The organism is Congzhengia sp. (assembly GCF_037235575.1).
Taxonomy (GTDB): Bacteria; Bacillota; Clostridia; order UBA1381; family UBA9506; genus Congzhengia; species Congzhengia minquanensis.
Genome location: NZ_JAXUNN010000014.1, coordinates 1 through 24,210 on the forward strand (window position 1 = coordinate 1; position 24,210 = coordinate 24,210).

At 46.5% G+C, this 24,210-nt stretch carries 20 protein-coding genes; 8 read left to right on the forward strand and 12 right to left on the reverse strand.

Going from position 1 to position 24,210, the window contains the following annotated elements; all coding sequences use genetic code 11:
* Both WIG73_RS02520 and WIG73_RS02525 read left to right on the forward strand, forming a co-directional pair.
* The coding region (locus WIG73_RS02520) for a hypothetical protein (RefSeq protein WP_337399158.1) at nucleotides 1-448 on the forward strand (448 nt) is incomplete at its 5' end.
* Between the two features lie 98 nt (nucleotides 449-546).
* On the forward strand, nucleotides 547-2,628 hold the full coding sequence (locus WIG73_RS02525; protein ID WP_337399159.1) for a sodium-translocating pyrophosphatase: 2,082 nt from the start codon (nucleotides 547-549) through the stop codon (nucleotides 2,626-2,628).
* Nucleotides 2,629-2,678: 50 nt separating this feature from the next.
* Here the strand turns inward: WIG73_RS02525 and WIG73_RS02530 are convergent, their stop codons facing one another.
* From WIG73_RS02530 to WIG73_RS02540, 3 genes are read right to left on the reverse strand one after another with little or no spacing between them, the layout of a single operon-like run.
* Nucleotides 2,679-3,149, reverse strand: a complete 471-nt coding sequence (locus tag WIG73_RS02530; RefSeq protein WP_177677241.1) for a GNAT family N-acetyltransferase — start codon at nucleotides 3,147-3,149, stop codon at nucleotides 2,679-2,681.
* Nucleotides 3,150-3,175: 26 nt separating this feature from the next.
* Entirely contained in the window at nucleotides 3,176-3,607 is a 432-nt protein-coding gene (locus WIG73_RS02535; protein WP_177677239.1) for an ACT domain-containing protein, read from the reverse strand.
* A gap of 27 nt (nucleotides 3,608-3,634) precedes the next feature.
* Nucleotides 3,635-4,942, reverse strand: coding sequence for a phenylacetate--CoA ligase (locus WIG73_RS02540; protein WP_177677237.1), 1,308 nt, complete (start codon nucleotides 4,940-4,942; stop codon nucleotides 3,635-3,637).
* Between the two features lie 259 nt (nucleotides 4,943-5,201).
* Between WIG73_RS02540 and WIG73_RS02545 the strand changes: the two genes are divergently transcribed.
* The 6 genes from WIG73_RS02545 to WIG73_RS02570 all read left to right on the forward strand — a co-directional run bounded on the left by WIG73_RS02545 (nucleotide 5,202) and on the right by WIG73_RS02570 (nucleotide 12,676).
* Complete coding sequence (locus WIG73_RS02545; protein ID WP_337399160.1) at nucleotides 5,202-5,429, forward strand: FeoA family protein; 228 nt, start codon at nucleotides 5,202-5,204, stop codon at nucleotides 5,427-5,429.
* Between the two features lie 46 nt (nucleotides 5,430-5,475).
* Nucleotides 5,476-7,614, forward strand: a complete 2,139-nt coding sequence (feoB, locus tag WIG73_RS02550) for a ferrous iron transport protein B (RefSeq protein WP_337399161.1) — start codon at nucleotides 5,476-5,478, stop codon at nucleotides 7,612-7,614.
* 121 nt (nucleotides 7,615-7,735) lie between these two features.
* Nucleotides 7,736-8,194 (forward strand): DUF2975 domain-containing protein, encoded by a 459-nt coding sequence (locus WIG73_RS02555; RefSeq protein ID WP_337399162.1) that lies wholly within the window; start codon nucleotides 7,736-7,738, stop codon nucleotides 8,192-8,194.
* 4 nt (nucleotides 8,195-8,198) lie between these two features.
* A complete protein-coding gene (locus tag WIG73_RS02560; protein WP_177677229.1) occupies nucleotides 8,199-8,405 on the forward strand; it encodes a helix-turn-helix domain-containing protein in 207 nt (68 codons plus the stop codon).
* Entirely contained in the window at nucleotides 8,406-10,181 is a 1,776-nt protein-coding gene (locus tag WIG73_RS02565) for a DUF4173 domain-containing protein (protein ID WP_337399163.1), read from the forward strand. It begins immediately after the preceding gene.
* Nucleotides 10,182-10,249: 68 nt separating this feature from the next.
* Nucleotides 10,250-12,676 carry a GDSL-type esterase/lipase family protein gene (locus WIG73_RS02570; RefSeq protein ID WP_337399164.1) on the forward strand — a complete coding sequence of 809 codons (2,427 nt, stop codon included), beginning with the start codon at nucleotides 10,250-10,252 and terminating at the stop codon, nucleotides 12,674-12,676.
* A gap of 55 nt (nucleotides 12,677-12,731) precedes the next feature.
* Here the strand turns inward: WIG73_RS02570 and WIG73_RS02575 are convergent, their stop codons facing one another.
* The 9 genes from WIG73_RS02575 to WIG73_RS02615 all read right to left on the reverse strand — a co-directional run bounded on the left by WIG73_RS02575 (nucleotide 12,732) and on the right by WIG73_RS02615 (nucleotide 24,151).
* The gene (locus tag WIG73_RS02575) at nucleotides 12,732-13,703 is read right to left on the reverse strand and encodes a substrate-binding domain-containing protein (protein WP_337399165.1); all 972 of its coding nucleotides are present in this window, start codon (nucleotides 13,701-13,703) and stop codon (nucleotides 12,732-12,734) included.
* Entirely contained in the window at nucleotides 13,700-15,460 is a 1,761-nt protein-coding gene (locus WIG73_RS02580) for a sensor histidine kinase (protein WP_337399166.1), read from the reverse strand. The genes WIG73_RS02575 and WIG73_RS02580 overlap by 4 nt, the downstream gene beginning before the upstream one ends.
* Entirely contained in the window at nucleotides 15,423-17,009 is a 1,587-nt protein-coding gene (locus WIG73_RS02585) for a response regulator (protein WP_337399167.1), read from the reverse strand. The genes WIG73_RS02580 and WIG73_RS02585 overlap by 38 nt, the downstream gene beginning before the upstream one ends.
* A 19-nt stretch (nucleotides 17,010-17,028) precedes the next feature.
* On the reverse strand, nucleotides 17,029-17,688 hold the full coding sequence (locus WIG73_RS02590; protein WP_337399168.1) for a DUF6320 domain-containing protein: 660 nt from the start codon (nucleotides 17,686-17,688) through the stop codon (nucleotides 17,029-17,031).
* Nucleotides 17,689-17,704: 16 nt separating this feature from the next.
* Nucleotides 17,705-18,952 (reverse strand): hypothetical protein, encoded by a 1,248-nt coding sequence (locus WIG73_RS02595; RefSeq protein WP_249313139.1) that lies wholly within the window; start codon nucleotides 18,950-18,952, stop codon nucleotides 17,705-17,707.
* Nucleotides 18,953-19,897 (reverse strand): alpha/beta hydrolase, encoded by a 945-nt coding sequence (locus tag WIG73_RS02600; RefSeq protein WP_337399169.1) that lies wholly within the window; start codon nucleotides 19,895-19,897, stop codon nucleotides 18,953-18,955.
* A gap of 345 nt (nucleotides 19,898-20,242) precedes the next feature.
* Nucleotides 20,243-21,466, reverse strand: coding sequence for an FAD-dependent oxidoreductase (locus WIG73_RS02605; RefSeq protein ID WP_337399170.1), 1,224 nt, complete (start codon nucleotides 21,464-21,466; stop codon nucleotides 20,243-20,245).
* 24 nt (nucleotides 21,467-21,490) lie between these two features.
* A complete protein-coding gene (locus WIG73_RS02610; protein WP_337399171.1) occupies nucleotides 21,491-23,041 on the reverse strand; it encodes a DUF975 family protein in 1,551 nt (516 codons plus the stop codon).
* An 18-nt stretch (nucleotides 23,042-23,059) separates the two neighbouring features.
* Nucleotides 23,060-24,151 (reverse strand): hypothetical protein, encoded by a 1,092-nt coding sequence (locus tag WIG73_RS02615; RefSeq protein WP_337399172.1) that lies wholly within the window; start codon nucleotides 24,149-24,151, stop codon nucleotides 23,060-23,062.
* Between the last annotated feature and the right edge of the window lie 59 nt (nucleotides 24,152-24,210).

The following is a 24,210-nucleotide window of genomic DNA, read 5'->3' on the forward strand; positions in this document are numbered from 1 at the left end:
CGGGGAACAAGTGTTAGACGGCATTTGCTGGGTAATGGTACAAAGCGGCGCCGTTTATGGAGCGGGCGTGAGAAACGTTACATTCCGGGATATTTTTTTAGAAAAGGCCAGAACCGCGCACTTTTCCATTCACTTTGATAATGATAAATACAGCCGTTCTTACTACCCAGACGCAGAAATACCGGTTCAGGAGCAGCTTGTGTTTGACAATATTCGTGTGCTCCATAACGAAAACAACGCGTTCCTATCAATTGAAACGCCGGTGGACACCGTGCACATTTTAAACTCGTTCCTGCGTGACAGCCGTGTTGTGTTTTATGACAACGGCGCGTTAAAAGACTATGGAAAGACGGTTCTAACCATTAGCCGGTGTCAATATTTTCAGGACAAAATTGTCGAAAACGGGATAAAAAACAAAAAAATTGAATTGCACGAAGACGAAAATTGAAAAGTGTAATTTTTTCCCAATAAATGTTTACAACAAAGGGAAAAAGTGGTATAATAAATATATTCAAATTATAATAAAAAAAGCGAGGGGTTGACACTATGGAGAATTACGCACCTTTTTTTGTTTTAGGCGCGGCTGTTTTAGCGTTGATTTTTGCAGCATATAAGTTTTTTGCTGTGAAAAAGCTGCCCGAGGGCACAGAACTGATGGCCTCGATTTCATCAAAAATCAGAAGCGGTGCCATGGCATATTTAAAACGACAGTATAAAACCGTGGGCATCTTTTTTGTGGTTATGGTCGTTTTGCTTGCTGTTTTAGCAGGCTTCGGCTTTTTAACGCCATTTGTTCCGTTTGCCTTTTTAACAGGCGGATTCTTTTCCGGCCTGTCCGGCTTTGTTGGAATGAAAATTGCAACCTATGCCAATTCAAGAACTGCCAACGGTGCAAAAGAAGGCCTGAACAAGGGGTTAAAAATTGCCTTTTCCTCAGGAACCGTAATGGGAATGACGGTTGTCGGCCTTGGCCTTTTAGATATCAGCGTGTGGTTTATTCTTTTAAAATTTGTGTTTCGGCTTCCCATTGATGAAATTATGGCGGCCATGCTCACCTTTGGTATGGGCGCAAGCTCTATGGCCCTGTTTGCAAGGGTCGGCGGCGGCATTTTTACAAAGGCTGCCGACGTTGGCGCAGACCTTGTGGGCAAGGTTGAAGCGGGAATTCCGGAAGATGACCCGAGAAATCCTGCTGTTATTGCAGACAACGTGGGTGACAACGTAGGCGATGTTGCCGGAATGGGCGCAGACCTTTACGAGTCTTATGTCGGCTCAATTATTTCCTGCGGCGCGCTGGCTGTTGCGGCAGGCCACGGCATAAGCGGCGTTTTGCTGCCAATGCTGATTGCGGCAATTGGAATTGTTGCATCCATCGTTTCCACCTTTTTTGTTTCCACCAAAGAGAGTGCCACGCAGAAAATGCTCTTAGGCTCCTTGCGCAAAGGAACATATTCCGCGGCAATCATTTCTGCAATTGCAAGCTTTATTTTAATTTGGAAATTAATGCCCGGAGCAAACGGCCTGTTCGGCGCAGTTATCTCAGGGCTTGTGGCGGGCGTTTTAATTGGATTTTTCACAGAGTATTACACGTCTGACTCGTATAAACCGACGCAAAAGCTCTCAGAATCGTCTGGAACCGGCGCAGCAACCATTATCATTGACGGCATTGCACTGGGAATGCGCTCTACCGCCATTCCGGTTATTATCATTGGAATTTCTGTTATTGCAAGCTATTTCTTTGCGGGCGGAATGGGCTCGTTTGAAAGCGGACTTTATGGCGTGGGTCTTTCCGCTGTGGGAATGCTTTCAACCTTAGGCATCACTCTTGCAACCGACGCATATGGCCCTGTTGCAGACAACGCCGGCGGCATTGCTGAAATGAGCGGGTTGCCCGGCGAGGTTAGAGAGCGGACAGACGCGCTGGACTCTTTGGGCAACACCACCGCGGCAACAGGCAAAGGCTTTGCCATCGGCTCTGCTGCGCTGACAGCCTTGGCGCTGATTGTATCTTATACCGATAAAATTCAAGACCTTGACCCAACAAAGCTTAATTTAACCATCACAAACCCTGCAACGCTCATTGGATTGTTTGTGGGCGCAATGCTGCCGTTTTTGTTCTCGGCCATGACCATGCAGGCAGTGGGGCGGGCAGCACAGAAAATAGTTGTAGAAGTTCGCCGCCAGTTCAGAGAAATTAAGGGTCTGCTTGAGGGAAAAGCCGAAGCAGATTACACAAGCTGTGTGGACATCTGCACAAAATCTTCGTTGAAAGAAATGGTTGCCCCTGCGGCACTGGGCGTTTTGGCGCCGATTGTTGTTGGCCTTGTGCTTGGGTGCAACGGCGTTGTGGGAATGCTGGCAGGCGCTTTGGTGTCTGGCTTTGTTCTGGCTATTATGATGGCAAACTCCGGCGGCTCGTGGGACAATGCAAAAAAATATATTGAAGCCGGAAACTTTAACGGAAAGGGTTCCGAAAACCACAAGGCGGCTGTTGTGGGCGACACGGTAGGCGATCCCTTCAAAGACACCTCCGGCCCCTCTGTTAACATTTTAATTAAACTTTTATCTATGGTTTCCATTGTGTTTGCGTCCATTGTTGTGACCTATGGCGGATTTGGACTGTTTTAAAACAGAATATATAAAACGAGCAAGCCATTTGGCTTGCTCGTTTTTTTTAATTACGTTATTGTTGGTGCGGCATAAACCCGAACCGGCCCGCTGCTGTCGTTAGCCATGGTTAAAAATGACCAGCCGCACTTTTCATAAAATGTTGTGTGATCTGTTATTAAATAAAGCGTTGAAAACCCCGCCTTGCCTGCGTCTTTGCGCGCAAAATCTAAAATAGACCTTGCAATGCCGTTGTTCCGATATTCAGGCTCCACAAACAGGGCGCACAGATTGGGTGTTAAATCTTTCCGGTCATGAAAATCGTTTTCAATTATGCCCGCCCCTGCAACAATTTCCTGTTTCGTGTTTAAAACAAGATACCACCGGGGAATTTTTGATTTCTGCATGAGGCTTTCTTTCATACTTGTGCGGTATTCCGCTAACGGAACGTCCCATTTGCTGTGAAACCACTGGGAGGCTTTGTCGAGAAGCTCAGGCTGGTCTTTCAGACAAATGAATATGGCGTCTTTACCATTATTCATTTTTTCATCTCCTGTCGAATCCGTTTTTAAAGCTTTTCAATGTCCTGTTTCGTAACGAGCTTAATGCCGTTTTGTTTTAAAATTTCTTCCGCGCGGTCGTTATCCTCCACACGAATCACAGTATAGGCATGCTGTTTAGATATGGTAATAAAGGCATACATATATTCAATGTTAATTCCGTTGTTTGCCAAAAGCTTCATAATGTCTGTCAGCGCGCCGGGACGGTCGAAAACAGCGGCGGCAATTACCGGGGTTTCAGAAACCACATAGCCGTTATCTTCAAGAGCCTTTTTTGCCTTCTCAATGTCGTTTACAATGAGGCGCATAATGCCAAAATCCTTGGTGTCGGCAATTGACATTGCCCGAATGTCAACACCGGCATGGCCCAGCGTGTCGGTAATTTCATAAAGTGTTCCGGGTCTGTTTTCCACAAAAATTGATAACTGGCTGATTGTCATGCAAAACACTCCTTTTTCATTTTTTATTTAAACCAATTTCCGCTTGTCAATTACCCTAACAGCCTTGCCCTCGCTGCGGGCAATGGTTTTCGGGGGAACAAGGTGCACAGCAGGGCTGATTCCCAGCATGGTTTTAATTGCCTCTGCAAGCTTTTTCTCCCGGCCTGTTACTGATTTTACGGTGTCTGAGAACATCTCGGGAGAAAGCTCCACGTTGATGTCTAACGTATCGGTGTTGTTTTCGCGGTCAACAACAATTTGATAGTTGGGCGAATATCCCTCGTTTAGCAACACGGTTTCAATCTGTGACGGGAACACGTTAACGCCGCGGATAATCATCATATCGTCGCTTCTGCCCATTGGCTTTGTCATTTTAACAAAGGTTCTTCCGCAGGAGCATTTCTCACGGGATAATACACAAATGTCGCGGGTGCGGTAGCGAAGCAGCGGGAACGCCTCTTTGGTGATTGAGGTGAACACCAGCTCGCCCTTGCTGCCTTCGGGCAGCACTTCGCCTGTTTCGGGGTCGATAATTTCGGCAATGAAATGGTCTTCGTTAATATGCATACCGGTCTGCTCGCTGCACTCAAACGAAACGCCCGGGCCGCTTGTTTCTGTTAAACCATAAATATCATAGGCTTTAATTCCCAATGAGTTTTCAATATCTCTGCGCATTTCTTCCGTCCACGGTTCGGCACCGAAAATGCCGGCTTTCAGCTTGTTGTCCTCCGGCTTATAGCCCCGCTCCTTTAAGCTTTCGCCGATATAAGCGGCATAAGATGGCGTACAGCACAAAATTGTTGACCCCAAATCCATCATAAACTGAATTTGGCGTTCGGTGTTTCCCGACGACATGGGCAGCGTTAAACAGCCCACCTTGTGGGAACCGCCGTTTAAGCCCGGGCCGCCGGTAAAGAGACCATAGCCGTAACAAACCTGGCACACGTCTTCGTTGGTTCCGCCTGCTGCCACCACGGCGCGGGCACAGCAGTCCTCCCAAAGGTCAACGTCGTGCTGGGTGTAAAACGCAACAACGCGTTTGCCCGTGGTGCCCGACGTAGACTGAATTCTCACACACTCAGACAGCGGTTTTGCCAACAGGCCGTAAGGATAGGCCTCGCGCAGGTCTGCTTTCGTCAAAAACGGAAGCTTATGTAAATCTTCAATGCCGTGAATGTCTTCCGGTGTAACGCCTTTTTCGTCCATAAGCCTGCGGTAGTATGGAACATTTTCATAAACATGTTTCACTTGTTTTACCAGTCTTTCCGATTGCAGCGCGCGGATTTTCTCCACGGGCATTGTTTCAATTTCCGGCTGGTAGTAGTTCTTTTCCATTTTCTTTCCTCCTGATGCACCATATGTTGCATTTAATTAAAAATTGACATATATTTTTATTATATCATATTGTTGCCGTTTTGCAAAATGGATTTTAGAAATAGCATATAAAATGAAACTTTTTTTTCTTGTGCAGAAAACATGAAATTTTTTGTCGGAAAACTGGGATTACTGCGTCACGAAACACTTTCTGCGGCATATACTGAGATTGAGAAGCAAATTTCAAATTTTAGCTTAACAGGATAAGGAGCTGAAGTGTATGAAGGGTAGTTGCTTATCGGTGCTGCGTCCCGGCGAATACGGCGTGGTGTCGAGTCTTTCCGGAGAAAACGGGATCAAGCGGAGACTGCAGGATTTAGGACTGGTTGAAGGAACAAAAGTGTTGTGTCTGCAAAGAAGTCCGCTGGGGGATCCAACGGCATTTTCAATCCGTGGTGCGGTTATTGCGCTGCGGGAAGAAGATTCATCAAACATATTTATTAAATAGAATCGGCGGCAGATTTGCCGCCTTTACATAATCAGGAGGTGGGTTCATGGGATTAACAAAGGCATCAACCGGGGCTGCTGCTGTTGATTGTTTCGCGTATGATGCGCAGGAGGACGAGGGAACCCGTATTGCACTCGCGGGAAATCCAAATGTTGGAAAAAGCACGGTTTTCAACGAGCTTACGGGCATGCACCAGCACACAGGAAACTGGCCGGGCAAAACGGTTACCGGTGCGAAGGGAGAATGTACATATAAAGACACAAAATTTACGTTCGTTGACTTGCCGGGCTGCTATTCGCTGATGGCACATTCTGCAGAAGAGGAGGTTGCGCGGGATTTTATATGTTTTGGCGAGCCTGATGCAGTTGTTGTAGTGTGCGACGCCACATGCTTGGAGCGAAACTTAAATCTGGTTTTGCAGACCATTGAAATTACCAAAAAGACCATTGTTTGCGTAAATTTGATGGACGAAGCAAGAAAAAAGAAAATCGCTATTGACATTAGAAAATTAGAACAGCTGCTGGGGGTGCCTGTGGTTTGCACTGCGGCAAGAAGCGGAACCGGGCTGGAAGAGCTTTTAGAAAAGCTTGAGGAAAAGGTGAAACAGCCGAATGAAACAAGCATTCCCGTTGTGTATGAGGAAAGCTTAGAAAAAGCAATTCACATGGTAGAAAAGCAAATTTTGAACATCTGTAAAGACAAAATTAGTCCGCGGTGGACGGCCTTAAAGCTCATTGAGGGCGACGTGCAGGCCATTGATTCCGTGACCTGGTATCTTGAAACCGACATCAAAATGGCCGCGGGTGAAAGTGTAGAAAGTGCGCGGGCGCTTTTAAATGAAAACGAAATGAATGACAGCAATCTTCAGGATAAAATTGTTTCATCAATTGTAAAGCGGGCCGAAGAAATTGCCGAGGAAACCGTAACGTTTGAAAACGAGAAATACGATGAGAAGGACAGGAAAATCGACAGGGTTTTAACAGGAAAATGGGGCTTCGGCGTAATGCTGTTTATGCTTTTAATTATTTTCTGGCTCACCATTGCCGGTTCGAACTATCCGTCCCAGCTACTCAGTGCATTTTTGTTTCAAACAGAGGAATGGATTTACAATGGACTTTCCTACATAGGCTGTCCGGTATTTATCCTTGAAATGGCGGTGCATGGCCTTTACAGAATGCTGATTTGGGTGGTTTCTGTTATGCTGCCGCCAATGGCGATTTTCTTTCCGCTGTTTACCCTGCTGGAGGACTTGGGATATCTGCCCCGGGTGGCGTTTAATTTAGACAAATGCTTTAAAAAGTGCAGCGCCTGCGGCAAACAGGCGTTGACCATGTGTATGGGATTTGGCTGCAATGCGGCGGGAGTTGTGGGGTGCAGAATTATTGATTCACCCCGCGAGCGGCTTATTGCCATGATAACCAACAATTTTGTACCGTGCAACGGCAGGTTCCCCACACTCATTTCCATAATCTCCATGTTTGTCATCACTGCCGCAGCGGGATTCTGGCAGTCGGCTGGGAGTGCGGTGGTTCTGCTTGGCGTAATCATGCTGGGAATATTCATGACGTTTCTCGTGTCGAAACTTCTGTCGGTAACAGTTTTGAAGGGGGTGCCGTCATCGTTTACGCTGGAGCTTCCGCCCTATCGGAAGCCGCAAATCGGAAAAGTTTTAATTCGCTCCATTTTTGACAGAACGTTGTTTGTGCTGGGCAGGGCGGCAGCGGTAGCGGCGCCTGCAGGGCTTATCATCTGGCTGATGGCAAACGTAACAGTGGGGGGGAACACGCTTCTTGCAATATGCTGCGGCGCATTAGACCCCTTTGGCCGGGCAATTGGCATGGACGGCGTTATCATTATGGCATTCATTTTGGGATTTCCGGCAAATGAAACGGTGATTCCGATTATGCTCATGGCATATCTTTCCGGCGGAAGCCTGATGGAGGCTGCGTCTTTAAGCGAACTGCGCCAGGTGCTTGTTTCAAACGGCTGGACTTATGTTACGGCAATCAACGTTATGCTGTTTTCTTTGATGCACTGGCCATGCTCCACCACACTGATGACGATTAAAAAAGAATCCGGCAGCATGAAATGGACGCTTGCAGCAGCGGCAATTCCAACGGTGATGGGCATTGGCTTATGCTTTCTTGTAACGCTGACAGCAAAATTCGTAACAGGTATCATTTAAACTTTTTCTTTAAAGTCAATAATTATTTATTGTTTTTCAATAAATAATTATTGACTTTTATATTTTTGTATGCTATAATCCAGTTAAGAATTGGCACAATAAACTTTGGGAGGTAGTTTTTATGTATAAAAACACGGTTACGCATTATGTTACAAAGGTCTTGGTGGACATTATGTTTTATGGCGGAATTGTATGTGTGGCGACTGTTCCTTGGCTGACAAAGTATTTATGCTTCCTTTTGGACAAGCCCGCAAACAGCCAGTTTTATTACATAACGTCGGCAATTTTGTTTGCATCGGGAATTTGTGCTGTTTTCATTCTATTGAATTTAAAACAAATGTTTCAAACTTTGCTAGGCGGAAATCCATTTGTGGAAAAAAATATTTCCGCTTTTCGGCGGATGGCTGCGGCATGCGGCGTTATTTCGTTCATTTTCACTATAAAGTGCTTTTTGCTGTTTTCTCTGGCAACGGTGATCATTGTGCTGGTGTTTGCAATTGGCGCGTTGTTTTGCCTGACGTTAAAGGACATTTTCAAACAGGCAATGTACTATAAAGAAGAACATGATTGGACGGTGTAAAAAAATGCCAATAATCGTTAATTTGGATGTTATGATGGCAAAACGGAAAATTGGACTTATGGAGCTCGCAGAAAAAATGAATATTACGCCTGCAAATCTTTCTATACTGAAAAACAACAAGGCCAAAGCAATTCGCTTTTCAACGCTGGAGGAAATTTGCAAGGCGCTTTCCTGCCAACCGGCAGACATTTTGGAATGGAGAGAGGAATAAATGACTGATGTAAAACAAAACTTTCGAAATGGTTTGATTTTGGGAGCTGCTCTTGTATTGCTGCAAAAGGTAATCGGTTTTTCTGCACAGCCAAATATGAATCTGACGCTGATAATACCGATTGCCTTCGGGGCAGTGGTGTTTTTGTTTTTAGTAAGAAACGATGTAAAAGGTTTTTTTATAACGGGGTTTACCGGATTGGCATTTTTAATTGGAATTGAAATATTTTTGTCCGCAGCCAAGCTAAGAATTGATGACCAGGCAGATTGGTTAATCATATACTTTGAAGGCTTCTGCGGGTCGATGGCAGCGGCTTTTGCGGCTTTTATTATAGTTATGGTCAGAACAATTACGAAACCTTTGGTGAAAAAGGAGGATATTACATTGGAAAACCGAACAAAAATAAAACTACTGGTTTACGGCATTTTGTCTGCCGCCGGATTTACATATTTCATACTTCCGGAATATGCAGGAATCAGCGTGCCGGTGTTTGCCGTGCTGCAATTGATTTGCCTGTGGTTTGTTGTGCCGGATAAAAAACGTCTGTGGCGGTATATTCCTATTTTTATTTTATCTTTAAACGCGGTTTTGAGTGGAAATAATATTTGGCGCGGGTGGAATCTCCTAGTCAGCATCTTTCTTTATGGGTTTATGTTTTCAGACCTTAATGGCCGTTTTTTCCCCAATTTGTTTGGCGCAACAATAGCGCCTTTCCGGCATTTTTCAAAGCCTTTTCGCTGGATTATGGAGGCAAACAAACAAAAAGCGCCTGTGATTAAAAGGGTGCTTGCTGCACTTTGCATTACGGTTCCTGTGTTAATTTTATTGCTTGTATTGTTATCTTCTGCTGATATGGTTTTTAGAACTGGAATTTCTAACTTTACTCAAAAGGCGTTCCATTCCATAAGTTTTTACGCTGTGTGGAAAATCGCGCTGGGGTTATTGGCCGGGGTTTACCTGTTTGGAATGGTGTGTCATTCCTATTCTGAACGCAATATGGCGGCTTTATCCGCAAAACCGGCGAAACAAGGAGATACGCTCATATTAAATATTTTGCTGTTTGCAATAGCGGCGGTATATACAATCTTTGCAGTTGTCCAGTTTCGGTATCTGTTTGCAGAGCAGACGCTGCCCTATGGACTAACCTACACAGAATATGCGCGAAAAGGTTTTTTTGAACTGCTGTTTTTAACGGGAATTAATATTTTTATCATTTTATTGACTGTTCATTTCACAAAGCATAAAACAGGGCCGGCTGCGAAAACGATAAGGGCGCTGTGCGTTTACCTGTGCGCAATGACTCTGGTTTTATTAGCCTCATCGTTCTACCGCATGTGGCTTTATAACGAGGATGACGGCTTAACACGGCTGCGGTTTTTGGTGTTTGGATTTTTAATTTTCGAGGGTGCGGGGCTTCTTGCAACCTTTTATTATATTATAAAACCCAAATTTAATATCATTGCGGTTTATTTAGGGATAGGACTTGCCTATTATCTTGTGTTAAACCTTGTTCCAATGGATTATTTTGTGGCAAAGAGCCAGGTGGATATGTATTTAGAAGGAAGGCGCAAAGGCGTGGAATATGCCTTAACGCTGTCATCTGACGCAGCGCCGCAGATTGCGCGTCTAATTCATACCGATGCGAAGGAGCAGGCAGAAGTTTATTTTGAGCGGCAGAACAAGCGCTATGCTCATCTTCCCAAACGGTGGCAGCGGTTTAATTTCTCCTCAGAGGCGTGTCGTAAAATTGACTTAAACAACCGGACGGAACAATAAACTATGACTTGAAAGCACGTGGCGCATGTGCTATAATAAAGGCATCAAAATAAGGAGAGGAGATAAAAATGAAAAAGCTTTTATGTGTACTATTAACAACATTGCTCCTTTTGAGCCTGTTTATTCCGTTTGCAGGGGCGCAAGGAGCGGAAAATGTGGCGCCGGATGGCGAAACTGTAATTGAACTGGAAGATTATTATGACCAGTATGGAAAAGAAAACGATAACGCCAGCGAAGGCAAGCTGCTTTATACCACTTGGGGCAGCGGCACCATTGAAGAAATTAAATTGGAAATTATAATCAATGTGGAAAGAGAAGGCTATTACAGCACAGAATATTCTGCAAACAGCAGAAACGGCAACGAATATTTAAGCCTTGTGCAGTTTGCAGTAGACGGCATCGGGATTGGCGACAACAATGCAAAAGGGACACCGATTGCAGACGGATATATGGACGATTCAAACTTTATCGTGTATCGTTACAGCGGCGCTCCGGTTTATCTCACGCCGGGTGAACATACGCTGCAGGTAACTGTGGGTGTTACGAAAGACAGCCGCATAAAATTTGCAATGGATTATGTTAAGTTCATTCCAAATCAAGCGCAAGTAGTCGGTGGCGAAAAGGTTATACTTGAGTTTGAGGACTATGCAGATAAATTTGTGACAGAAAATGAAAACGCCAGCGGAGGCAAGCTGGTTTATACCTCATGGGGAACCGGCGTGCCGACATATACCATTTCAATCCCTGTTAACGTATTGAGCAGTGGATATTACAATTCGGAATTTGCTGTTGCAAAGCACCCGGACAAAGTTGGGACCAGCGACGTCATTTTAAAAATTGACGACACAGAAATTGGAAGCAATAAACACACTTCGCCGGGGGAGGACATTTCAAACAGCAATACATATGTAAATGAAACATGGCCCATGCATCGCTATCAGGGTAAAACGGTTTTTTTAGAAGCCGGAATGCATGTTTTAAAAGCAGAGGTGGGGACCACGGGTGACGGTGTAGTCAAGTTTGCTGCAGATTATATAGCGGTTATGCCCAGCGCCGGCTTTAATGTTCCGTCTTCAGGCGCGCGGTTTGAGTTTGAGGACTTTGACGAAAAGTATGTTACCGAAAATGAAAATGCCAGCAACGGGAGACTGCTCGCAACATCCTGGGGGAAAGATGAAACCTATCAGGTGGAATTTCCTGTTAACCTGCAGGAAAACGGTTTTTACCGCGTGGAATATTCTATGGCCCAGCATCCGAACAACATTGGAGTCAGCGACGTGCAAATGCTGATTGACGGCGCGGCGATTGGAGACAACGCACCTGGCAGCGGCGAAGACATTTCAATGGATAAAACATATTTTAATGACATTTTGCCGATGTATGTCTATTCCACTGAACTTTATTTTGACAAGGGCTCCCACGTTGTGACACTGGATGTGAAAACCACCGGCAACAATGTGGTAAAATTTGCGGCGGACTATATTTCTTTTGAGAAAAATGTGACAGACAAAGCCGTGGTTGGCGACGGTACGGTGGAGGTCATTGCTAACTTCGATAAGGCTGTATCCGGAACCGCCATTGCTGCTTTATATCGCGGCAAACAGCTGGTGGGAGTGGCGCAAAAGCCCGTTTCGGACGAATCTACTGTAATGGTTGATGTCAAATCCAACGAGGCTCCGGAAACGGCAAAGATGTTTATTTGGGAAGATATGCAAAATATTGTTCCACTCACTAGCAGCAAGCTTATCACAAATATTGAGAACGCTCCAATCAGCATTTTCCTTTTAGGCGATTCTGTTTGTGTTCAATATGCGGAAAGCGAGTTTCCGCAGCAGGGCTGGGGCTATTATATGCAGGAGCAGTTTGAAAGCGGCGCCAATGTCAGCAACAGGGCGGTTGGCGGCACCAGCACAAAAACATATCAAACCTTGGGATATTGGGAAAAGGCGATTGCCCAAATTGAAGAAGGCGACTTTGTGCTGATTAATTTCGGACTGAACGATTTTTATAATATCAGCGAAACAGGAAAAGGCACAACCATTGAACAATATAAAGAGAATTTAACCATGTATTGCAATGAGATTTTCAAAAAGAACGCAACGCCTGTTTTGGTAACGCCGCTGCCCGAATGCAAAACTTCTTCGGTGCCGGCGTTAAAAGAACGCGGAGAAGCAATGAAAGAGGTTGGCGCATCCATTGGCGTTACGGTGATCGACATGAACACCGCGCTGGTAGAACAGTGGCTGACAGACAGCACAGGAGCTGTGACAGAGGCCCAATGCACGAAAGCGTTTGAGCAGTATTACTTGTCCGAGGCCGCATTTTTACGGCTGGAAAAGGAATACGGCAAAACAGTGTCTGATGCAAAGTGGGAGTATATTAAAAACACACCCGACCGCACGCATATTAATATTGACGGGGCAACTTTTTTTGCGAAAACACTGTGTGGGTTTTTAAAAGAAACAGATTTAAGAATTGCAGACTATTTAAAATAGTAAAATCTCCTATGGTAATTTCTTTTATTTTACCATAGGAGATTTTTTATTGCTTTTACTCCATAAACATGAACAAAAACTTTTGGTTTTCTTCATCATACATGTTTTCCCGGGTGATTACCCGGGTATTGGTTAGAATGTTTCCTTTCACCTTTTTATCGTCTAAAATGTCGCATATGGCTGTGAGCGACAAATATCCCATATTAAACGGTTCTTGGCTCACCACAGCGGAAACCGCGCCGCTTTCTAAATATTTAATCTCTGTGAAAGATGAGTCGAACCCCACCACATGAATGTTTTCAAGCAGCCCTAAGTCCCTTGCGGCGTTCACCGCGCCCACGGTAGACGGCTCGTTCAATCCCACAATGCCCGTCACGTCCGGGTGCTCCGTCAACAGCTGATACACACCGTTGTAGGCGTTTTCCGGCACGGAGTCGCTGTAAACCACGGGCAGGGCGCTTGCTCCTGTGCCATATCCGTCAAAAAAGCCGCTTATGCGCTGACGGCCTGTTGACGAAATTTCCGAGTGGGCCGCAACAATAATTTTGCCCTGGCCGCCGGTGAGCGCGTGCAGAGTTTTGCCTGCCTTTTGCCCTGCGGCAAAATTGTCGGTGGCAATTAAAACGTGCCCGTCGTCTAAATTCACGTCGCTGTCTAAACAAACGTAGGGAATTCTGGCGGCTTTCATTTTTTTTGCGCTTTCTATCAGAGCGTCTTCGTCGGTGGGAATGAAAATTACCCCGTCGGGCTTTCTTGCAATTACCTCGTCTGTCAGGGCAATTTGCCCTGCAACGTCACTTTCATAAAGGGGTGCGTCAATGGTAACATGCACGCCCTGTTCCTCTGCCGCAAGCTCAATGCCCTTGTTCACCGCCGTCCAGAACTCAATGCCCGTATCCGACGATTTGCCGATTACCGCAATGGTATAGTCCTTTTTTTCTGCGGGGTAGAACATCACCAGCGCTACCGCCGTCAGCAGCGCCGCCACGGTGAGGCCGGTTATAATTCGGTTGTAAATTGGTTTCATGCGTCCCCCTCCTTTGTACCTGTTTTGGGAAGCAAAATCATGACCCGGGTGCCGCGCCCCGGTTCGGAGGAGTAGGTGAGGCCATATTCTTCGCCAAAATAGAGCTTAATGCGTTTGTCTACGTTTTTAACGCCAATGCCGGACGAATGCCTGCCGCCAGCCACAGGTTCGCTGTTTGCGTCAAGCAAACTGCGGATTTGCTCCTTTGTCATGCCCGTGCCGTCGTCTTCTACGTTTAGAATAAAATCTGCCCCGGCGTCGAAGCCTGAAATTACCACCATGCCCGGCCCGTTTTTCTCTTTAATGCCGTGATAAATGGCGTTTTCCACTAAAGGCTGGAGCATAAGCTTAATTACCAAACAGCCATACAGCTCCCCGGGAATGTCGATTTTAAAGTTTAACTTATCCGCGTAGCGGTATTTTTGAATGGTTAAATAAGATTCAATGTTTTTCAGTTCCGTTTCCAGCGGCACAAGCTCGTTTTGGTCTGATATGCTGGAGCGGAACAGATTGGAAAGGGCCAGGGTCATTTCCACCACGTCCTGCGATTTTTCCATCTCTGCCATCCACACAATGGAGTCTAACGTGTTGTAAAGAAAATGGGGATTAATTTGTGCCTGCAGAGCCTTTAACTCGCTTTTGCGCTTGTTTTCCAGTTCCTCCTTGTTTTTTTCCACCAGTTCGTCAATGTGGGAGAGCATGGTGTTAAACACGCTGGCTAACCGGCCGATTTCGTCTTCCGTGGTGATGTTCACCTTTGTGTCAAACGCGCCCTGCTCGGCCCGGCGCATTCCGGCGATGAGCTGGTTCATGGGCTTTGTCAGCATGGAGGAAAGCTTTTGGGAAATGAAAAAGCCAATTGCCAAAAACACCAAAAACAGCACAATATAGGTGTTGTTTACCATGCGCCGGTAGGTGAGGATTTCTTTTAAGTCGTAGGTTCCTGCCACTTTCCAGCCGCTTTTTTGCGAGGTTTCCACGGTGTAGTAGCGGCCTGTGGCGTCGTTCCTTGTGGTAAACGCCGTGCGCGGATCGCGGCTCACAACGTCGGTGGCCTCTTGCTTGATGTTGGCATAAATTAATTGCTGGTGGGGGTGGTAAACCATGCTGCTTTCGTTTAATATGAACACATATCCGTTTTCGCCCAGCGTAATGTTTACGCACAGGTCGCGGATTACGTTATAGTTTAGGTCAATCAGCAAAACGCCGGCAGGCGCGCCGTCTTTGTTTCTCACGGTTTTCGCCATGGAGATAACCCAGCGGTAATCGTCTTTGATAATATTCTGCACATAAGACGAGGTAATGGCATAGCCGCTGTCTGAGGCCTTCGCCTGCTGGTACCACTGGGTTTCCTGATAGTTTGCATAGGGGTTTAGGGTTTGGTTTTCCTTGTCTAACACGACCCTGCCGTCGTCTGAAAACAAAATGATGCTGCTGATGTCGCTGCGCACGCTTAAAACCGCGTTCATGCGCTCCCGCACCTCTTGGCCGTTATCCGAACCGGACAAAAAGCGTTTTACGTCGGAATCGGCCGCTATGGTGTCGGAAATGTTGTCCATGTAGCTAATGTAGGAATCCACCTGGTCAGACAGCATTCCCACCAGCTTTTGAGTGTAGGCTATGGTGTTGTTTTCCATAATGCGCAGGGTAAAATAATACGACAGCGAGAACACCGTCGCAGTGATGGTGAAAATTAAAATAATAAAGGAAAGCAGAATTTTAAAGCGAATGCTTTTCGTGTATTTCATGTTTTTCATTTCTGTAGTCCTTCGGCGTCATGCCCGTATGTTTTTTGAAAATTACGCTGAAATAGTGGGGATCGGCATAGCCGCTCCTTTCGGCAATTTCATACAGCTTAAAATCGGTGGTGGAAAGCAGGCTTTTTGCCTTTTCAATCCGCAGATCTGTTAAATATTCCAAAAACGTTTTGTGATACTTTGCCTTAAACAGCGCGCTGAAATAGCTTTGGCTCACAGAGAGAAAGTCGCAAACGTCACTGAGGGACAAGTCCTGAGATGCAAAGTTTGCCCGGATATATTCCTCAGCCCGCTCCATTAACAGCCTGGAAAAGCCGCCCTTTGCACTGTTAATGCACGAAATGCACAGCTCGGTGAAGGCGAGGAGAGAAGCTTTTACTTCGTCCGGGCCAACGCTGTCTGAAATTTCGGGAATAGAAAAGGTGCGCAGGTTGTCCGCGCAGGTTTCTGTCAGTTCCTCAACAGCCTCTGCCGCATCTGCTGCCATATCGTGAATATATACGTTAATGCGGGCATAAGACAGGTATTTTCGGCGCATGTGGTCCAGCATAGCGCAAACCACTTCTTTTGCTTCATTCCCCTGGCCTTGGCGAATGGCTTTCACAAACTCGGCGTTGTAGCGCTTTGCGTGGAACTCAGGCATAGACTCGCCCTTGCCCAGCCCCTCTGTGAAAATCACGCTGCCGTCTTCAATCATGGCATTTAAGGCAGCAATTTCCGCTGTTTTTTGAAACAGCGCGGGAAGGGCAGCCAAATCTTTTTCCTGGTCGCTGACGTAAACAGACAAGCTTACGCCTAAGGATAGGCTGGCCTCTCTTTGAATTTTATTTGCCATGCGTTCTGCTTTTGTGCCATCATTTAAAATGAGCACTGTGTTTTCAAACGCAAAGACTGTGCCGTCTGCTCCCGAAATCTCTCCGGCCAACTGCGCCAGCGAAGCGTTAATATCCTTTGGGGTAACGCTTTGTTTTGCCGCTGCTTCTGCCAGCCTGTCCACACAGAAAATAAGCACGCGATAGCCGTTTCTTTGCGGAGATATGCCAACCTCGGCGGTTAAGGCCTCCGGCGGCAATTGGCCGGAAACCGCGGCCCTCAGCGCGTCTTCCCGCATAATCTGTTCCGAGCGGGTAAGCTTGTTTTCCATCTGCGTCAGCTTTTGCAGCTCCTCGGTTTCGCGGTCTAACTCCTGTTTAATGCGTGCCAATAGTTCCCGCAGAATTTTTGCCGAAATGGGTTTTAGCACATAGTCGTTTACTTTAAGAGCCACTGCGGCTTTTGCATATTCAAACTCGCTGTGGCCCGTTAAAAACACAATTTTTGTTTTGGGAAACCGTTCTTTTGCTTCCTCTGCCAGCGCAATACCGTCCATTACGGGCATGCGAATGTCGGTTATCACCAGTTCGGGGCGGTGTTTTTCCATAAGCGCAAGAGCCTCGCGGCCATTTTCGCACATGCCGCAAAGGGAAAAACCCGCAGCAGCAAAGTCCACGGTTTTGGCAATGCCTTCCCGCACGTTGGGCTCGTCTTCCGCTATAATCACGCGATACATGCCGGTTGCCCCCTTTCTTTTACAGGTGAGATTTTTTCTTCAGCTCGGCGTAAAAGCTTCTGCCCTCAAACAGCAAAAGCCCCGCCAGTAAAACTGCGCTCAGCGCAATGCAGATGAACGTAGGGTAGATCACCCTGATGTTCCCCGTGAGGTAGAGCGCAATGGGCGCAAGACCAAGAAGAACGTCGGTGAACAAACTCAGGATATATTCCTTCGGCGGCACCTTCAGCACAAAGTTGGTGACAGAAACCGAAATCAGCGCAGCGGAGCACAAAATGGGCACCGCATAATCGAACGACCAATTGTGCCAGCCTGTGACATAGTCCCACAAGATGCTGAAAATGCAGAACACCAGCGTAAGATATGTGATGTGCTTTGAGATGTTGGTAAGCCGCCGGAATGCAATGGTTGTGATGATGATAAAGCACACGGCGCCAAACACCACAAAATGTGCCCACATGCCGCTTTGGGGAATCATCAAATTCACGGCGGCAGACAGCACGCAAACGGCGATGGTGGCAAATAAAATCAGTTTTTTAAGGATTTTAAACCGGCTTTGTTTAGCTGTTCCGATATCAGGGAACATTTTTTCGCTTTCGCCTGTCACCTGCGCCTGGCACAGGGGGCAAACGTTCTGCGTGCCCCGAATCTGCACGTTACATTTGCTGCAAAATTTCATTTATGGCAAGTCCTTTCTAATCGTCTTCAAAGTTGCTCACAATTGTGACGTCAATTCCCAAAGACGTCAGCTTTCTGAAAAAACGGCGCTCAATGTCCGTGCTCACAAAGGCAGAGGCGAAGCCAACGGTAAGCCTGTTTTCAAACGAACAGACGCAGGCCTGAATTTTGTCTGTGCTGTTATACACGTCGAACTGATGGATAAAGGGCGCAATTTCATCGGGCATGGAAACAACGCCTACGTTTGAAATGGTGGCCGTAGTGTCTTTGCCCGAAACCCGGTAGGCGAGCTTCAGTCCCTTGTCTTTTATCATCAGCGGGATGGGCTTTATAAAAATGTTGTGCTCAATGCGGGAAAACTGGTTTAGCTGGTTTAACAGATTTTCTTTGGTGAGCTGGCGTTTTAAATCCGCGTCTACCGCGCGGCAGACCTCCTCTAAGCCGGGATTTTTTTTATAAAAGTTATATTGCACGGAAACCAGGTTGAAAAAGTTCCGGGCTGAAACCGAGGGGAAAAATCTGCGCAAATTCACCGGCACGGCTAACGACACTGGCCTCCGTTTTGCACGCATGGGCAGCTCCTCAGCAATGGCCGTCATAAAACAGGCGGACAAAAAGGCAGTTACGGTAGCATGGTTTTGGTGGGCCGCGTCTAACACCTGATTTACGGGCATGCAGCCGCTCACAATCCGCATGCGGTCTTCAAAATACTGGGGCGATTTAATGGCACACCCCTTTTTTTGTTTTTGCTTTCGTTTATTTGCTTTTTCCTTGGTGTAATATTTTGAAAAGCTGTCGTCGCCCATCTGCGCGCGGGACGCATCGTAGTCAAACTCAGGCTCAGCCACTGCATATTTTTTTGAAACATATTTTATCACCAGCATCCGCAAAAAATGCATGGCGCCGGTGCCGTCGGTTAAGGCGTGAAACACCTCTAAATTAATGCGGCGGCTAAAATAGGTCACCTCAAACAAAAGCCCTTTGTAGCCGCTCTCATAAATTTTGGCACAGGGGAGCTTAAACTCCTTCCGCACTTTGGGGGAAAGGTCGGTGTCCTCAAAATAATACCAGAACCAGCCCCGCTTTAACACTGAGCGGAATACGGTGAATACCTTAATCGTGTCGTCTAATGCCTGCTGCAAAACGGTTTCGTCAACCTCCTCGTTCAATTCGCAGGAGATGCGGAACACCTGGGTGTTAAATTTTGCAATGGACGACGGGAAGATTTTTGCCGCGTTGTCCAGTTTACTCCAATTCGTATCCATTTATGTGTCATCCCTTTCAAGGGTATCCGGTTTTGTATCGTCGCAAGTTTCATTTAAAAACAGGTCAATCAGCCTGTGGCACTTTTTCACCTGCTCAAAGGTTGCAGGCAATGAGAAAAAGCCGTGCAGCGCGTCCTCAATCCGGAAGGTTTGCACCGGGGTTTTCGCCAGCCACAGCCTTCTGGCATATTCCTCACCCTCGTCGCGGAGGGGGTCGCACTCGGCGGTAATCAGCAGTGCAGGGGGCAGGTTGGACAAATCTTCCGCCAAAAGCGGCGCAAAATAGGGATTGCTAAGATTTCGTTTATCCTGCACATATAAATCCATATACTCACAGATGCGCTTTGCTGTCAGCAAAAAGCCCTCGCCAAATTTTTTTACCGACGCAAAGGGGGACGTTTCCGTGTGGTCGTGAAACGTTGCGGGATAGATTAAAATTTGCGCCCGAACCGGCGGACCGCCCCGGTCACGCGCCATTTGGCAAACCACCGCAGCAATGTTCCCCCCAGCGCTGTCGCCAATAACAATGGGCTTGCCAAAGGCTTTTTCTACCTGACACAGGGCGCTGTAGCTGTCGTTCACAGCGTAAGGAAACGCAAACTCCGGCGCTAAGCGATAGTCCAAAGCAATCACGCGGCTTTTGGTGCTTTCGGCCAAAGACGCGCAGGTGGCGGTGTAGCTGTCTACATCGCCAACCACCCAGCCGCCGCCGTGAAAAAACAGCAAAACTGCTTTCCGCGCCAAATTTTTGGGCGTGAAAATCCTGGCGGGAACATAGAACCCGTCTTCCGCCTGAAACGAGGTTTTTTCAATGGTGCAGGTAAGCGCAATGGGCGGGTGAATGAGCCGCTGGATTTTTCGGTTAATTTTATAGGTTTTGCGAACGTCTAATTCGGGATATGACAGGGCGGCAAGTGCCGCTTTCGTCAGTTTGTTAATGGCCATTGCCTGCCGCCTCCAATCTGTATCATTTTCTTTATTTTATCACAAAGACAGCGTGTTTACAAGGGAAAACGAAGGCTGATTTCAAAAATTTAACATTCGACAAAAGCCGCGGGCTTGTGCAGGAATACAAACGCCGGGCAAAACAAAAAGCACACCGTGCATCAAAAAGTGTGCTTTTTTGCTTTGTTTATATAGCGGAGCTTTGTTTTCAAATTTTATTGTCAATTGGCTAATTTTATCACTGCTGTTTCAATTTGTTTACCATATGCTTTCGTTTCATAAATTAAACCATTTTTTGTTTTAATTGCGTTATAACTTTCTGTCCTGTAATCCTTATAACTGCTTTTATAAAAGCTCCGGAATAAGCTCACGGATATTTATGCTGCGCACGTCAGTCCTGTGTTTTGCACAGTGGCTGGCGGCAATGCCTGCCGCCTCGCCCATGGCGGCGCAGTTGGCGGTTACGCGAAAAGATGCCATTGCCTCATGGGTGCCGGAAATGGTTCTGCCCGCAACCAGCAAATGGTGAATGCCCTTTGGAATGAGGCACCGGAACGGAATTTCATAAGGCTTTACGCTCCTTACGTCCTGCCCCAAATTGCTCTGGGTGTGAATATCAATGTTAAATGCCGCTTTCGTTATGCCATCGGGAAACGATGCGCCGGAAAGCAGGTCGTTTGCCGTCAGCGTATATTCTCCCACAACCTGCACCGACTCCCGCACGCCCATCACCTGGGAAGAGCAGATAAGGTCTAAGTCAGAAAACGCCTTGTCGCTGCGTTTCAACAGCTCCACCGCCTCAATCATTTGCCGCCTGCCTTCAATGGCTGCGGCAGTTAAATCTTCGGCGGAGAAAGGGTCTAGCCCATACATGTGGGTATATTGAATGGCCCCAAACCGGGAGTTGGGTGAGGTGATTAGATAGGGCATGTCAAAGGGCAGAGGCTTGCCCGCTTTTTTGAACATAGCGATAAAAATATCCTTCAAAAGCGCTCCGTCGCGATATGCCTGCGGCACATTGCCCACCAGAAACATCAGCGTCATGGCCTGGCGCGTTTCACTGTTTTCCTTTGTAACGTTTGCGCCGGCAGAAATTGCGCACAGCGCGTCGCCGGAGCAGTCTACAACAAAGTCGGCAAAATAGGCTTTTCTGCCGGAAACGCTTTCACAAATTACGCCAGTGATGGTGCTGCCCTCCATAACGGCCTTTGAAAAGGCTGTTTGAAACAGCAGTTTAACACCTGCTTCGGCGCATTTTTGCTCCAACAGGTGCTTCATATACTCATAGTTCATGCTTTCGTTCCAAAAACCGCCCCAGAATCCTTTCTTGTCTAATTCGTTAATCAATTCCCGCATAATGCCATTTTTGTTCTCATGGTCAAAAATGGGGTTAATAAAGCCGCTGGTCCACATGCCGCCTAAACAGTTTTGCCGCTCAATCAAAAGGGTTTTTGCTCCACAGCGCGCAGCGGCAATGGCCGCACAGCTTCCGGCGGGGCCGCCACCCACCACAATTACGTCAAACCGACCCGCCACCGGGGTTGTGAGCTGTTCATTCATAAATTCCATTTTTCTCTCCATTTTATTTATAATTTATTGATAATCCGTAATTCCTTTGCCGCTGTTGGGGTTAAAGTGTGAATATACCTGATCGGCGCAGAACAGCGCTAAAAGCACAGTGCAAATTGTTCTTTTTTTCCGCTGCGGTATTTTTTGAAACAGGCCGTCCAGAGCGGGAGCAATGAGATAAACTGCCGCGCAGCCGCCCAGGGCAAACACCAATAATCCTTCCAGACAAATTCGGCCGTTTAAATTGAGGAAATATCCGCTGTAATCCCACCATTTCATGCCTTTGCTGAACTCCAAGTACCAGGACGTGGCATATTCAACAACGCCGCACAGCACCATGGTAGCGGCAAACATAAGTACGGGCTTGCTTCTGAATTTTTTTAGCAAAATAAGAACCAAAACGCCGCCTGTCCCGTAAATGGGCAGCCACGGCCCAAAGGAAACGCCCCTGTTTACAAAAACGCCGTCCTTAAACAAATGCAGACTGACCTCCCACACCCAGCCAACAAAAGAAAACGTAAAAAATATCAGAATTAGCGACGAGATGCTGTAACTTCTGTTGTAATCTGCGCGGGCCCAGTGCCTTGCAGGAGCAGGGGGAATGAAATAATCGTTAACAGGATATTCGCCAATTTGCTCCTCTTTATCCAGCAGAACATCGCACAGACGGTCGACTCCCGAAACGCCGCCAGCTTTGGCCTGGGCGCGGAGCGCCATATAAAATTCTGCATTAGTCAGTTTTTTGTATGGCTGAATAAAAAGGATTTCCAGCAGGTTAAACGTAAGCATATTCAAAAGGCTCCACGGCAGGAACGAAATATCCAGCACAAAGGCCCTCCATTTGTTCCCTTTCATCATTTTACGGGAAAGAGAAATCGCCTCCCGCGGGCTGATGTCCGGGTTTTCTGCAGCGATAAACGGAACAAGCCGGTAAGAGTATGTTTTAATCAATCCGCCGACAATGGTAAAGGTCCAAAAAAGCTGGAACAGCCATTTGACAAACATAATTTTTACAATGCTGAAACAGCGTTTAATGTGCCAGGGAAATAAAATCCTGTTGAGCCGCGTGCGACTATAAATTCTGGCCTCAAGCAGATATCGGCAGAAGCCAATTTGCAAAACGTTTTTTAGAAAAATAAAAATTAAAAAACTGATAAGAGCACCTGCACCGATAATAATGCCGGGACTGAGCCGATCGCTGAACACAATTTGGTTTATGGTGTTCATAATTCCATAAATCACGCTGCCTGCACCCTGGGTGTTGTTTGCAAACTGCGACAACACGCCGCCTGTCCAGCCTTTTGCCGTGTCGTTTTCTATGCCCATTCCGCCCAGAAAGCTGTCGACAATTTCCGTGTTACTGGTGCTTTCCTGCCGCGCGTTATCCGTTGTTTTAGCGGCAGATGCCCCGGCAGACGGCCTGCTGTTCGGATGAAACATCTGTTCCGCGCTTTTAACCGGACTTACGGCATATCCCAGGGCAATTGAAACAAGCATACAGGTTATGACAATGCCCAAATAATTTCTTTTTAATGCGCCTTTCGCGTGGTGCTTTAAATCTTTTCTGTTCCACATAGCTAATTCTCCCTGTTATTAAAATTGAAAAGCCGAAAGCGGCAAAATGATATGCCCCAAAACGGTGGTAATCAAAACCGTATAAAATAAAATTTTTCCAAAAAATTCTGCAAATCCGCTCTCATTATATTTCGACCGTATTCTGTTAATAACGACAATCAGCACGGTTGCAATCAGAACGGTGTAAATTCCCCACACATTGATAAACTCAAGCAGGCCGGTGTGCAAAGCATCGGGCACAAGATTTGCACCAATCATCAGGTTGGTTACGGTTCCGATTAAAATTGCGGGCATCATACCCAAAGAATCTGTTTGGTGGTGTGCACAAATATACAACGTTATCAGCGCCCAAATTCCCGTTCCGATTAATGCAATAATACATTTTAAATAAAGGCCGATAGAATTGCGCTTTAATTCCATCGCAGTTAAAACTTCTGAATAGCTCTCCGTGCCGCCGCCTTTGTAATAGGCGCCCTCTGTATTGGCACTGCGGCGGTGAATAAAGAGCGCAGTGCCGCTTCTGTCAAGAGAAAACCCCGCTGCATTCAGCTTTGGATTAATTCCGCTGTTTTCCTTATCTGGAATAAGCACAATGTGCTCAATATTATCAAGGGGCTTTAAATAGAGCCTGAGCTGATACGACCCCAGGGGAAACCGTTTTGTGCCAAATTCCTTCGACACATCTGCCGTCACTTCAAAAAGCTGATAATTGTTTCCGTTTTCCCTGTGTTCATCCTTTTTCACAATGTTTTTTATAGTCCCCTCATACAGTTCAAAACGGTGCTCCATATCTAAATCGTCAAAGCCGCTCCAATTAAACCAGCATTTGAATGTGACAGCATATTTTGAATTTTTAATATCCACGCTGTCCAGCCGCTCAATATACGTGCCGGTTGTCAATTTCGCAGCGTTAGCAGAGGCGGCGATTTCAGCCTCCGTATAGGTGTCTGCTTCTGTGAAATAATAGTCCCAGCTTAGCTGTTCATTTTTTTTATCTGCGATAAGATAAACGCTTGCAGAAGTGATAAAAGCTGTCGCTGCAAATGAGACAAAGCAAAACCAGAAAAGCAGCATTTTTCGCTGCTGCGATGTTAATTTATATCGTTTCATGTTTACAGGCCCCACTTATTAAAGTTGTTGGAAACTCAAAAAAATCCCCGGCATATCAT